At 72.1% G+C, this 12,277-nt stretch carries 12 protein-coding genes and 1 pseudogene; all 13 read left to right on the forward strand.

Features of this window, described 5'->3' with window-relative positions; translation table 11 throughout:
- Positions 1-1,632 (forward strand): peroxidase family protein (locus Q0R63_RS06420; protein ID WP_295695462.1); only part of this gene is annotated, 1,632 nt, incomplete at its 5' end.
- Positions 1,633-1,689: 57 nt separating this feature from the next.
- Positions 1,690-2,484 carry a GNAT family N-acetyltransferase gene (locus Q0R63_RS06425; protein WP_295695464.1) on the forward strand — a complete coding sequence of 265 codons (795 nt, stop codon included), beginning with the start codon at positions 1,690-1,692 and terminating at the stop codon, positions 2,482-2,484.
- A 129-nt stretch (positions 2,485-2,613) separates the two neighbouring features.
- Complete coding sequence (locus tag Q0R63_RS06430; protein ID WP_295695466.1) at positions 2,614-2,964, forward strand: hypothetical protein; 351 nt, start codon at positions 2,614-2,616, stop codon at positions 2,962-2,964.
- A 93-nt stretch (positions 2,965-3,057) separates the two neighbouring features.
- A complete protein-coding gene (locus Q0R63_RS06435; RefSeq protein ID WP_295695468.1) occupies positions 3,058-4,260 on the forward strand; it encodes an acyl-CoA dehydrogenase family protein in 1,203 nt (400 codons plus the stop codon).
- Positions 4,261-4,317: 57 nt separating this feature from the next.
- Entirely contained in the window at positions 4,318-4,677 is a 360-nt protein-coding gene (locus Q0R63_RS06440) for an NADH-quinone oxidoreductase subunit A (protein ID WP_295695470.1), read from the forward strand.
- Positions 4,678-4,744: 67 nt separating this feature from the next.
- A pseudogene (locus tag Q0R63_RS06445) lies at positions 4,745-5,212 on the forward strand (NADH-quinone oxidoreductase subunit B family protein); the annotation flags it as partial.
- A gap of 542 nt (positions 5,213-5,754) precedes the next feature.
- Positions 5,755-6,327: an NADH-quinone oxidoreductase subunit C gene (locus Q0R63_RS06450; RefSeq protein WP_295695472.1), complete on the forward strand. Its 573-nt coding sequence runs from the start codon at positions 5,755-5,757 to the stop codon at positions 6,325-6,327.
- Positions 6,324-7,280: a complex I subunit 1 family protein gene (locus Q0R63_RS06455; RefSeq protein ID WP_295695474.1), complete on the forward strand. Its 957-nt coding sequence runs from the start codon at positions 6,324-6,326 to the stop codon at positions 7,278-7,280. The genes Q0R63_RS06450 and Q0R63_RS06455 overlap by 4 nt, the downstream gene beginning before the upstream one ends.
- Complete coding sequence (locus Q0R63_RS06460; RefSeq protein WP_295695475.1) at positions 7,277-8,008, forward strand: NADH-quinone oxidoreductase subunit I; 732 nt, start codon at positions 7,277-7,279, stop codon at positions 8,006-8,008. The genes Q0R63_RS06455 and Q0R63_RS06460 overlap by 4 nt, the downstream gene beginning before the upstream one ends.
- Positions 8,005-8,547, forward strand: coding sequence for an NADH-quinone oxidoreductase subunit J (locus Q0R63_RS06465; RefSeq protein ID WP_295695476.1), 543 nt, complete (start codon positions 8,005-8,007; stop codon positions 8,545-8,547). Before Q0R63_RS06460 ends, Q0R63_RS06465 begins: the two co-directional genes overlap by 4 nt.
- Entirely contained in the window at positions 8,544-8,879 is a 336-nt protein-coding gene (nuoK, locus tag Q0R63_RS06470; protein ID WP_295695478.1) for an NADH-quinone oxidoreductase subunit NuoK, read from the forward strand. The genes Q0R63_RS06465 and nuoK overlap by 4 nt, the downstream gene beginning before the upstream one ends.
- Before the next feature lie 7 nt (positions 8,880-8,886).
- Entirely contained in the window at positions 8,887-10,860 is a 1,974-nt protein-coding gene (locus Q0R63_RS06475; protein ID WP_295695480.1) for an NADH-quinone oxidoreductase subunit L, read from the forward strand.
- On the forward strand, positions 10,860-12,277 hold a 1,418-nt coding region (locus Q0R63_RS06480; protein WP_295695482.1), incomplete at its 3' end, for an NADH-quinone oxidoreductase subunit M. The genes Q0R63_RS06475 and Q0R63_RS06480, both read left to right, overlap by 1 nt.

Genomic DNA, 12,277 nt, shown 5'->3' on the forward strand with positions numbered 1-12,277 from the left:
CGTCGCCGGGCTCACCGGTCCAGCGACGCCGACTACGAGCTCCAGCAGCCGCTCGCCGCGTCGCACCAGTCGCTGATCTACGTCAACCCCGAGGGCCCCAACGCCAACGGAGACCCGGCCGCCTCCGCCGTCGACATCCGCATCACCTTCGGACGGATGGCCATGAACGACGAGGAGACCGTGGCGCTCATCGCGGGCGGTCACGCCTTCGGCAAGAGCCACGGCCAGGTCGCCGCGGACCGGATCGGTGCACCGCCGGAGATCGCCCCGATGGAGGGCATGGGTCTGGGGTGGCACAACCCCCAGGGGTCGGGGAACGCCGAGAACACGATGACCAACGGCATCGAGGGCTCGTGGACGCAGCACCCGACCCAGTGGGACAACACCTACCTGGAGAACCTCTTCGGCCACGAGTGGAAGCAGTCGCAGAGCCCCGCGGGCGCGCTGCAGTGGACGCCGGTGGACGAGGGTGCACCGAAGACCCCCGACGCGCACCTCGACGGCGTCGTGCACCCGCTGATGATGATGACCAGCGACCTCGCGCTGAAGGTCGACCCCGTCTACCGCGAGATCTGCGAGCGGTTCCTCACCGACTTCGACGCGTTCACGCTGGCCTTCTCGAAGGCCTGGTACAAGCTGACCCACCGCGACATGGGCCCGAAGGCGCGCTACCTCGGCCCCGAGGTCGCGGCGGACGACCTGCCCTGGCAGGACCCGCTGCCTCCGCTCGAGCACCCCGTCGTCGGCGAGGCGGAGGTGGGTCGGCTCAAGGCGGCCGTGCTCGCCTCAGGCCTGTCCGTGTCCGACCTCGCCTACACCGCGTTCTCCTCGGCGGTGACCTACCGCGACTCCGACAAGCGCGGTGGCGCCAACGGTGCCCGGCTCGCCCTGGCGCCGCAGAAGGACTGGGCCGTCAACGCCCGCACCGTCCACGTCGTCGCCGAGCTGCGACGCGTGAGGGACGACGTCAACGCCCTCGGTAGGGCGACGGTCAGCCTGGCCGACCTGATCGTGCTCGGCGGCTGCGTCGCGGTCGAGCAGGCCGCCAGGGCGGCCGGGGTGCAGGTCACGGTGCCCTTCACGCCCGGCCGGGTCGACGCCACCCAGGAGCAGACCGACGTCCCCACCTTCGAGTGGCTGGCGCCGGTCGTCGACGGTTTCCGCAACTACGTGCAGCACGACTACGCCGAGATCTCGCCCGTCTCGCCGGAGCGGATGTTCCTCGACAAGGCCGCCCTGCTGAGGCTGAGTGCCCCGGAGTGGGTCGCCCTCACCGGCGGCCTCCGCGTGCTGGGCTGCAACCACGACGGGTCCGCGACCGGGGTCTTCACCGACCGCGTCGGCACGCTCAGCACGGACTTCTTCACCACCGTGACGAGCATGGACTACGACTGGACCAAGACCGACGCGGCCGGCACCGCCTTCACCCTCGACCACCGCGGGAGCGGCGAGGTCGCCTACCGGGCCTCGCGCAACGACCTGCTGTTCGGCTCCAACGCGCAGCTGCGCGCGGTCGTCGAGGTCTACGCGGGCAACGACGGCAGCGAGGGCCACGCGCGCTTCGTGCGGGACTTCGTCGCCGTGTGGGACAAGGTGATGATGGCCGACCGCTACGACGTCAAGCCCGGCTGAGCACCGACACCCGAACGCCCGAACGCCCCGCCGGGCCCACGACCCCGAGGTTCCTCGATGCAGATCCGCTCGCTCGGCTACCGCAGCAACCTCGCGCTCCTCGGCTACGGCGGGAGCGAGGTCGAGGACCGCGGCACCCACCTGGTCGTGAGGTCCCCCCACAACCCGCGGTTCTGGTGGGGCAACTTCCTGCTCCTGCGCCGTATGCCGCGTGCGGACGAGGCGGGGGAGTGGCTGGCCGAGTTCCGGCGGGAGTTCCCTCAGGCCGAGCACCGGGCGTTCGGGGTCGACGTCACCTCGGGCGACGTGGGTGACCTCGCCCCGCTCGCCGCGGTCGGGCTCTCGCCCGACGTCTCGGTCGTGATGACGGCCACCGCGGTCGCCGAGCCGGCGCACCCGAACGTCGAGGCGGCATACCGGCCGTTGCGCAGCGACGACGACTGGCACCAGCAGGTCGCCCTGAACCTGGCGGGGGAGGGGCCTGGGGCGGGCGACCTCGCGTTCGCCACCGCCCGTGCCCAGGTCGACCGGCGGCTGGTCGATCAGGGGCGCGGTGCCTGGTGGGGGGCGTTCCTCGGCGGACGGCTGGTGTCGTCGATGGGCCTCTTCGTCGCCTCCGAGGGGCTCGCCCGTTTCCAGAACGTCAGTACGCACCCCGACGCCCGCGGTCGCGGCCTCGCCGGCACCCTCGTGCACCGGGTCGGCCGCTACGGGCTCGAGGAGCTCGGCGCGACAACGCTGGTGATGGTCGCCGACCCGGAGTATGCCGCGATCCGCATCTATCGCGCGGTGGGCTTCACCGACACCGAACGGCAGCTCGGGTGCGACAAGCCACCTCCGGCCGAGGCGTGAGAATCGGCCGATAACGGATGTTCGTGGCCTGAACAGGCGATGTGTCACCCGCTGCGGGTGTGGCGCAATGGATACTGATCGGGTCCCGACCTCAATGTCGAGTCCCGGGACCAGTCAAGGGGATGTTCTATGAGGCACGGTGACGGCGGACGGGGGTCCGCCCAGGTGCAGGTCTTCATCCGCGACGGGCTCGTGCGCTGGCACGCGACCCGCTCCTGTGGAGAACGGGACGCGCGCGAGGGCGACTTCGCCTACCGCTGCCCCCTCGACGCGGCATACCGCAGCCCGCTGGTGCCCTGCCCGGCCTGTGCGGGGGAGCTGACCGTCCTCGCCGGCGCCCTCTGGGGCCCGACGACCTCGCACGACCGGGTCCGGCTGCCGATACCCCGCCTCCTGCCGCTCACGAACGAGCCGGACAGCGCAGCCGCACGCGACGACGACCTGGTGCTCGTCAACGGCGGCGCGCGGCGCCGCCACTGAACGACGGAGCTGACCGGTCCTGTCCGGGGGCCGACGGGCGAGCGACGCCCCCCGGGGCGTGGCGACCGAGCCGGCAGCGGCTTACGTTGGGGTATGACCGATGACATCGACGTCACCCCGTCGTTCGAGATCCACCGCGGCGACTTCTATCGATACGAGGCCCTGCTGCGCCCCGACGAGCAGGAGCAGATCTCGCGGCTGCGCGACTTCCTCGAGCGCGAGGTGCGACCCGTCGCGGACGACTACTGGGAGCGCGCCGAGTTCCCTCGGCAGCTCATCCCGAAGGTCGCGGCGCTCGGGTTGGTGGGCTCCGGCTACGGAGAGTTCCGGTCGCCACCACTGAGCCGGCTGTTCGACGGCTTCGTCTCCCTCGAGATGTCCCGCGTCGACCCGTCGTTCAGCACCTTCTGGGGTGTCCACTCCGGGCTGGCCTTCGCCAGCATCTACCACTGCGGGTCGCCCGAGCAGCGCGACCGGTGGCTGCCCGGCATGGTCGACATGACGACGATCGGCGCGTTCGGCCTCACCGAGCCGGAGCACGGGTCCGATGTCGCGGGCGGGCTCGAGACGACGGCCCGCAAGGTCGACGGCGGGTGGGAGCTGACCGGCAAGAAGCGCTGGATCGGCAACGCCACCTTCGCCGACCTCGTCGTCGTCTGGGCCAAGGACGCCGAGAGCGGTGAGGTCATCGGCTTCGTGGTGGAGCGCGAGACGGAGGGCTTCGTCCCGACGAAGATCGAGGGCAAGATCGCCCTGCGCAGCGTCCAGAACGCCGACATCACCCTGACCGACGTCTTCGTCCCCGACGACCACCGGCTCGAGAACGCGCGGACGTTCGCCGACACCGCCAACGTCCTGCGGATCACTCGCGGCGGGGTGGCCTGGGGGGCCGTCGGACTCGCGATGGGCGCCTACGAGCGGGCCCTGGCCTACACGCTGGAGCGGGAGCAGTTCGGCAAGCCGCTCGCCAGCTTCCAGCTCGTCCAGGACCACCTCGCGACGATGCTGTCCAACGTCACGCTCTCGCTCGGGATGGTCGTGCGGCTCGCCCAGATGCAGGACGCCGGCATCGAGGAGGACGAGCACGCGGCGATGGCGAAGGCCAGTGCCGCCACCCTGATGCGCGAGACGGTGGCACGCGCCCGCGAGGTGATGGGCGGCAACGGCATCGTCCTCGAGCACGGGGTCGCGCGCTTTTTCGCCGACGCCGAGGCCGTCTACTCCTACGAGGGCACCCGCGAGGTCAACCAGCTCATCGTCGGCCGCGCTGTCACGGGCATCGGCGCGTTCGTCTGACCGGGGCCAGTCGCCGCCGCCCGTCCCCGCCGTCAGCATCATCGCTAGTGTTGCCGCATGTCCGGATACGTCGTGGTCGGTGCCGTCGTGCTCAGCGGCATCCTTCTCGTCATGGCTGCGGCGCTGGCCCGACGGCTGCTCGCTCCGCGCGTGGTCACCGCGGCCAAGCGCACGACCTACGAGTCGGGGGTCGATCCGGTCGGCGCGGACTGGGCCCAGACCAACGTCCGCTACTTCGTCTACGCCTTCCTCTACGTCATCTTCGCCGTCGACGCGGTCTACCTCTTCCCCTGGGCGACGGTGATCCGCGACCCCCAGCTCGGCGGGGCGTCGCTCGTCGAGATGGGCATCTTCCTCCTCGTGCTGATCATCGGCCTGGGCCACGCCGCCCGCCGTGGGCTCCTACGGTGGATGTGACGGCGTCGGTGGATGAGACGGCGTCCGTGGATGTGACAGGGTCCGTGGATGTGACGGGGTCCGTGGGATGACGGTCGACCTCCCCACTCCTCGCGTCGGGTTCCTCCAGGAGCACGCGCCGGAGCCGATCAAGATCGTCCTCAACTGGGGGCGTCGCTACAGCCTCTGGGTGTTCAACTTCGGACTGGCCTGCTGCGCCATCGAGTTCATCGCGGCATCGATGGCGCGGCACGACTTCATCCGGCTCGGCGTCATCCCCTTCGCGCCCGGCCCGCGACAGGCCGACCTCATGATCGTCTCCGGCACGGTCACCGACAAGATGGCCCCCGCGGTCCGGCGGCTCTACGACCAGATGCCCGAGCCGAAGTACGTCATCTCGTTCGGCGCCTGCTCCAACTCCGGTGGTCCCTACTGGGACTCCTACAGCGTGCTCAAGGGCGTCGACTCGATCATTCCCGTCGACGTCTACGTCCCCGGCTGCCCGCCGCGGCCCGAGGCGCTGCTGCAGGGCATCCTCAAGCTCCAGGAGAAGATCGCCGCCGAACGGATCACGAGCAAGGGCATCGCCAGGCGGTATGCCGGGGGCCGGCTCGCGTCCGCCGCCGAGGTCACCCGGCCGCTCGTGCACCCCGGCGCCGCGGGCGACGCCCGGGGAGCCCTCCTCCCCGGTCGAGGTGACGCGCTCACCCCACGGCCCGGGGTCGTCACCCCGGAGCCCATCGCCGAGCTCCCGGTGGAGGAGCCCCCGGTGGGGGAGGTCCCAGTACCGCCGGTAGAGGTGACGCAGGTGATCGCGCCGCCGGTGGAGGCGACGCAGGTCATCGTGCCTCCGGTGGGGGCCACCCAAGTGATCAGGCCGCCGGTGGAGGCGACGCAGGTCATCCCGGCCGCCCCGGTAGGCCCCAGCCCAGCCCAGTCCGCAACGCCGACAGAGGCGCTGGCGCAGACGATCGGCGCGGCCCTGCGTGACCCGGAGCCACCGCCGACCGCAGCCAACGCGTCCTTCGCCGACGACATCTTCGGGCTCGGCGGCCCCGACCCGGACGACCCGAAAGCCCCGACCGGGGACGACCCGCGATGAGCGAGCCCATCCCTGCTGCCGGCGAGCAGCGCGACGACACCCGTGCGGTCGACCAGCCCTGCCTCGACGTCGCCCCCGAGGAGTGGCGGCGTGCGGCGGCCGACCTGCACGCGACGGGTTACACCTTCTTCGACTGGCTGACCGCCGTCGACGAGAGCGACGCCGCCGACGGGCCGGGCTTCGACATCGTCCTGCACCTCTACGACGTCAGCACCCCCGGCCGGCTACGGGGCCACCTGCTCCGCTCGCGCCTCCCGCCGGGCACGCCGCTGCCCAGCCTCACTCCGATCTTCGCCGGGGCCGCGTGGCACGAGCGCGAGACCCACGAGATGTTCGGCATCGACGTCGAGGGCTTCGACGACGGCACCGGTCTGGGAGTGCGTCCGCTCTTGCTGCCCAACGGTTTTGAGGGACATCCACTGCTCAAGTCCTTCGTCCTCGCGGCGCGGGTCAGCAAGCAGTGGCCCGGCGCCAAGGAGCCCGGCGAGGGACACGACAGCGGTCGGTCACCGAGCCGCCGTCGCGTGCAGGCGCCCGGCGTCCCCGGTCCTGACTGGGGTCCCCGATGAGTGCCCTCGAGGTCGTCGTGCGCGCCCTGGTCACGCTGGTCGGGTTCCTCGTGCTGCCCCTGATCGTCGGGCAGACGGAGCACAAGGTGATGGCGCACATGCAGGGACGCCTCGGACCGATGTATGCCGGGGGCTTCCACGGGTGGGCCCAGCTCGTCGCGGACGGCGTGAAGTTCGTCCAGAAGGAGGACGTCACGCCGGCGGCGGCCGACCGCTGGGTCTTCCGGCTCGCACCCGCGGTCGCCCTCATCCCCTACCTCGTCGCGATCTGCGTCATCCCGCTCGGCCCGCACGTCGTCGGTGCCCAGGTGGATGCGGGGGCGCTGTTCGTCGTCGCGGTCGCCGGTGTCGGCATCCTCGGCACCCTCATGGCCGGCTGGGCCAGCGCCAACAAGTACTCCCTCCTTGGGGCGATGCGCTCGGCCGCCCAGCTGCTCAGCTACGAGCTGCCGATCGTCCTGTCGGTCGCGTCGGTCGCGCTCGCCGCGGGCACGCTCTCCCTCGGCGGCATCGTCGGTCAGTGGAGCCCCTGGTGGCTCCTCTGGCAGCTGCCGGGCGCGGTCTGCTTCCTCACCGCCGCGCTGGCCGAGCTGCAGCGCCCGCCGTTCGACATGCCGGTGGCCGACTCGGAGATCGTGTTCGGCGCCTACACGGAATACACCGGGCTGCGCTTCGCCTTCTTCCTCCTCGCCGAATATGCCGGCATCGTCGTCATGTCGCTGTTCTTCACGGTGCTGTTCCTCGGCGGGTGGCGGGGCCCCTTCGCCGACCAGCTCGGTGTGGTGTGGACGCTCCTCAAGGGCCTGCTCGTCGCCGTCGTCATCATCTGGTTCCGGGTCGCCTGGCCGCGGATGCGCGAGGACCAGCTGCAACGGCTGGCCTGGGTGTGGCTCGTGCCGATCGCGCTCTTCCAGGTCGCCCTCACGGGCGTCGGCGTGGTGGTGAGGCGATGAGCGACGAGGTCCCGGACACCGCCCCGGACACGGCCACGAGTCCCGCCCCAGGTCCTGCCGTCCCCACGCCGCCGCGCGCCGTCGGTCGTCACGAGGGTCACCAGCATGCCCCCGCCCGCCAGGGCGGTCTCCTGCCCGGACTGATCAAGGGCCTCGCGACGACGGCGAGGACCCTCGTCACGCCGAGCCACACCACGGAGTATCCCGACGCGAAACCCGCTCTCCCGCCTCGCTCCCGGGGTGTCATCGCGCTGACCGAGGAGAACTGCACATCCTGCATGCTCTGTGCCCGTGAGTGCCCGGACTGGTGCATCTACATCGACTCGCACAAGGAGACGATCCCCGCGACGACCGAGGGTGGTCGGGACCGTCAGCGCAACGTCCTCGACCGCTTCGCCATCGACTTCTCGCTGTGCATGTACTGCGGCATCTGCATCGAGGTGTGTCCCTTCGACGCGCTGCACTGGAGCCCGGAGTTCGAGTACGCCGAGACCGACATCCGTGACCTGCTGCACGAGAAGGACCGCCTCGGCGAATGGATGCAGACCGTGCCGCCCCCGCCGGCGCTCGACCCCGGCTCCGCCGCACCGGCCGAGATCGCCGCGGCCGACAAGCCGAAGAGGGTCGTCCCTGAACGCACCGCCGCCCGCACCGCCGCACGTCCCGCTGCACGCCCCGGGCCGGCCGTCGGTGCTGCAGCGGCCGACGGCGACGGGCCGGACGCGTGACGACCCGTGACGTCGTCTTCCTGCTCATCGGCCTCATCACGGCGGCCAGCGCCATCCTCTCGGTGACGACGCGTCAGGTCGTCCACGCGGCGCTCTGGCTGGTCGTCTGTCTCGGGACGCTCGCGGGCTGCTACGTCGTGCTCGGCGCCGAGCTCGTCGCGCTCGTGCAGGTGCTCATCTACGTCGGTGCCGTCGTCGTGCTGGTCCTCTTCGCCCTCATGCTCACCCGCGCCCCGATCGGCCGGCAGCCCGACCTGGCAACGCCGCTCGTCCAGCGGATCGCCGCGGCCGTCCTGGGGGTGGCGACGACGGGCCTGTTCCTGGCCATGCTCGTCCCGCTCGTGGGCCAGGACAGTGTGACGCCGGTGAGTGGTGACACCCACACGGTGGCGACCGCGACCTTCGGCACCTGGGTATGGCCGTTCGAGCTCCTCTCCCTACTGCTGCTCGCGGCCCTCATCGGCGCCTTCGCCGTGGCCCGGGTCGCGGGCGCGATCTCGCCGCGGCCCGCGCCGGCCGATCGCGGAGCCTCGACATGATGCACCTGTGGCTCCCGATGACCCTGGCCGCGGTGCTCGCCGGCACCGGGGCATACGGCATCCTCGCGCGCCGCAACGCCGTCCTCGTCCTCATCGGGGTGGAGCTCGTGCTCAGCTCCGCCAACCTCATCCTCGTCACCCTCGGGTCGGCCGACACCTCGCCGCTGCAGACCGGGCAGGTGCTCGCGCTCTTCGTCATCACCATCGCCGCCGCCGAGATCTGTGTGGCGCTCGCCATCGTGCTGGCGATGTTCCGGCTCCAGGGCCATATCGACCTCACCGAGCCCGCCGACACGGAGGACACCCCGGCGCGCTCGACGAGCGGGCGGTGAGCGGCGGATGACTCTCGTCGTGCGGCTGCTCGTCCTGCTGCCCGCGATCGCGGCGCTCGCCGGCCTCCTCGCCCGCCGATCGCCCCGCGCCGCAGCCCTGCTCGCCACGGCAGCGGCCGGCCTCGGTGTCGTGCTCGCCGTCGTCCAGGTCTTCGGTGGACCGAGCGGGGACAGGCGGCGCGTGACCGCGACGATCGAGACGATCGGCGCGCTGCCCGTCGGTGACCTCTCCCTCCCGCTCCACCTCCTCACCGACCGCAGCAGCGCGCTGGTCGCGCTCGCCGTCACCGTCGTCGGTCTCGCCGTCCAGGTCTTCTCCGTCTGGTATCTGCGTGACGACGACCGCTACCCCGTGTTCGCCGCCGAGGTCTCGCTGTTCCTCGCCGGGATGCTGCTCGTCGTCCAGTCCGGCGACCTCGTCCTCACCCTCGTGGGGTGGGAGGTGATGGGGTGGTGCTCCTACCTGCTCATCGGCCACGTCACGGCGCGCGAGTCCGCCCGGCGCGCGGCCTACAAGGCCTTCCTCGTCACCCGCGTCGCCGACATCGGATTCGTGCTCGGCGTGGTGCTGCTCGCGGTCGACGCACGCACCACCGACATCGACGGGGTGCTGCGGCACGTCGTGGGGTTCGGGCTCGAGGGTCCAACCGGCTTCGCCCCGTTCGTCACCGGCAGCACCATCCTCACCGTCGCGCTGGTCGGCCTCGTCGTCGGCGTCGCCGGCAAGTCGGGCCTCGTCCCGTTCCACGACTGGCTCCCCGACGCGATGGAGGGCCCGACCCCGGCCTCGGCGCTGATCCACGCCGCGACGATGGTGGCCGCCGGTACCGTCGTCATCGCCCGCCTCTCGCCCCTGTATGCCGCGGCCCCCACCGCCCGCGCGGTGCTCGGCGTCCTCGCCGCCGTCACCATGCTCTGGGCCGCCCTGCTCGCCTTCGCCCAGTCCGACGTCAAGCGGATGCTCGCCTACTCGACCCTCAGCCAGATCGCGATCATGCTGTCGGCGCTCGCCTTCGCGCCCGGCATCGACGAGGCACCGAGCGCGGGACTCGGCCACCTGTTCTCCCACGCGCTCTTCAAGTCGTTGCTGTTCCTCGCGATCGGATGGCTGTCGGTGATCGGCGGCGGCACGGCATTCGTCGCGTTGCGCGGCCGCGCTCGGGGGAGAGGCGCCCTGCAGTGGTCCATCGGCATCGGCCTCGCCGCCCTGGCAGGGGTGCCGCCGCTCGTCGGGTTCTTCTCCAAGGAGGGCGTGCTCGCCGTCGTCGAGGAGTCGCTCGGACAGGGGTCGCCCGGCCAGGCCGGCGAGACGGCCTGGGTGACCTGGCTGGTGCTCGTGGCGCTGCTGCTCACCGTCCTGCTCACCGCCGCCTACTGCGCCCGGGCGTGGCTGCTGCTCACCACCGACGCACCGTCGCTCGAGACGGTCGAGGCGCTCGAGGGCCAGGTGGAGAGCGCCGAGCCGGCTGCCGCGGCCGGTGACGACGAGCCCACCGGGGCCCACGGGGCGCGGCCCGTCACGCTGCCCGCGGCCCTGTCCGTCAGCGGGCTCGCCCTCCTCACCGTCGTCGGGACGGTCGGCCTCATCGCCCTCCCCCAGGGCCTGCACGTCGGTCTGCTGCTGGCTCTCGTCTCCGTCGTCCTGATCGTCGGCGCCGCCTCCCTCGTCCGGGCCCGCGCGACAGGTGGGGTCGACCCCGCCGACGTGCTCGGCGCCGCCACCCGCCTGCGGGCCGATCGCGGCTTCGGCGTCGACACGGCATACGTCGGGGTGGGGCGGGCGGTCGTGACCCTGGCCCGCGTCGTCGCGCGCCTCGACCGCGACGTCGTCGACGCCTACCCCCGAGCGGCCGCCCGCGTCACCCTCCACCTCGGCGCCGCCGGCGACCGGGTCCACCGCGGTGCGCCCTCGACGGGGCTCGTCGCCGTCGTCGTCGGGGTCGTCCTCCTCGGCGTCGCGGGGGTGACGGTGTGGCGCTGATGCTCGCCCTCCTCGTCCCGGGGGTCGCCGCGGTCTGGCTGCTCGGCGTCGCCCGCACGGTGCGCGCCGAGACGCCCGCCGCCACCCAGACCGTCGCCCTCCTCGCCAGCGTCGTCACCCTCGTGCTCGCCGTCGTGACGGTGTGGACGCGCCCGGTCGTCGACGCGCCCTGGCTGCCCACGCTCGGCGTGCGCTGGCACTTCGCCGTCGACGGGATCAGCCTCCCGCTCGTCCTGCTGACGGCCGCGCTCACCGTCGTCGTGGTCCTCCATGCCCGCGGTCGCGAACCCGGCCGGGGCATCGCCGGATCCACCTCGGCGAGCACCTTCTACGCATGCATCCTCCTCGTCGAGCTCGGGGCGCTCGCGACCTTCCTCACCCGCGACGCCGTCGTCTTCTTCATCGCCTTCGAGATCGTCCTCGTGCCGATGTGGGTCCTCATCGGCCGGTTCGGCGACGAGCACGTGCGCGACACCGTGCGGCGAGACGCCGCAAGCCGATTCGTCCTCTTCACCGTGCTCGGTTCCACGCTCATGCTGCTCGGCATCCTCGTCCTGATCACGAGCGCCGGCACCGCGGACCTCGACGCCCTCGCCGCCGCCCGCGGAGCGGGACTCTCCCGCGGCACCCAGGTGATGGCCGCCGCCCTGCTCGTCATCGGGCTCGGCATCAAGATCCCCCTGTGGCCGGTGCACACCTGGCTGCCGCCGGCCCACACCGTCGCGCCCACCGCCGGCTCGGTGCTCCTCGCCGCCGTGCTGCTCAAGATGGGCACCTACGGCATCGTCCGCCTCGTGGTCCCCGCCGTCCCGGTCGGCTTCGCGGTGGTCTCGCCCTACCTGGCCGCCGTCGGTGCCGTCGGCATCATCTGGGGAGGGCTCGCCTGCCTCGTCGAGCGCGACCTCAAGCGGCTCGTCGCCTACTCCTCTGTCGCGCACATGGGCTTCGTCGCCATCGGCCTGGCCTCCGGCACCACGACGGGCCTGCAGGCGGCGCTCTTCGCCAACGTCGCGCACGGCCTCGTCTCGGCGCTGCTCTTCCTCGTCGTCGGAGGGCTCAAGGAGCGCTGGGGCGGCGCCGACCTCACGATCGCGCGACGTGCCCTGCGCGATGCGTCCCCGCGGATGGGCTGGGCGCTCGTCGTCGGCTTCGCCGCCGCCCTCGGGCTCCCGGGCCTCGTCGGGTTCTGGGGCGAGTTCCTGGCGGTGTATGCCGCGTGGTCGCCGGCGCCCGACCGGCCGCTCGCGCTGCTGCGCACCTGCGCCGTCGTCGCCGTCGTCGGGATGGCGATCGCGGCGGCATACGCGCTCCGGGTGCTGCGGCTCGTCTGGGCCGGTGGCGCGGCCGGCGCGGCTGACGCCGGGGGGGTTGACGCTGCGTCAAGGGGGTTGACGCCGGCTATCACCAGCGTCAACCC

Origin of the sequence: Lapillicoccus sp., from assembly GCF_025353065.1 — a bacterium.
Lineage (GTDB): Bacteria > Actinomycetota > Actinomycetes > Actinomycetales > Dermatophilaceae > Lapillicoccus.

What these genes read in the sequence shown, in the direction of transcription:
- Q0R63_RS06450 (WP_295695472.1), top strand. Translation starts at nt 5,755, where the DNA reads ATGAGCGAGCCCATCCCTGCTGCCGGCGAGCAGCGCGACGACACCCGT.
- Q0R63_RS06440 (WP_295695470.1), top strand. Translation starts at nt 4,318, where the DNA reads ATGTCCGGATACGTCGTGGTCGGTGCCGTCGTGCTCAGCGGCATCCTT.
- Q0R63_RS06435 (WP_295695468.1), top strand. Translation starts at nt 3,058, where the DNA reads ATGACCGATGACATCGACGTCACCCCGTCGTTCGAGATCCACCGCGGC.
- Q0R63_RS06455 (WP_295695474.1), top strand. Translation starts at nt 6,324, where the DNA reads ATGAGTGCCCTCGAGGTCGTCGTGCGCGCCCTGGTCACGCTGGTCGGG.
- Q0R63_RS06460 (WP_295695475.1), top strand. Translation starts at nt 7,277, where the DNA reads ATGAGCGACGAGGTCCCGGACACCGCCCCGGACACGGCCACGAGTCCC.
- Q0R63_RS06475 (WP_295695480.1), top strand. Translation starts at nt 8,887, where the DNA reads ATGACTCTCGTCGTGCGGCTGCTCGTCCTGCTGCCCGCGATCGCGGCG.
- Q0R63_RS06425 (WP_295695464.1), top strand. Translation starts at nt 1,690, where the DNA reads ATGCAGATCCGCTCGCTCGGCTACCGCAGCAACCTCGCGCTCCTCGGC.
- Q0R63_RS06430 (WP_295695466.1), top strand. Translation starts at nt 2,614, where the DNA reads ATGAGGCACGGTGACGGCGGACGGGGGTCCGCCCAGGTGCAGGTCTTC.
- nuoK (WP_295695478.1), top strand. Translation starts at nt 8,544, where the DNA reads ATGATGCACCTGTGGCTCCCGATGACCCTGGCCGCGGTGCTCGCCGGC.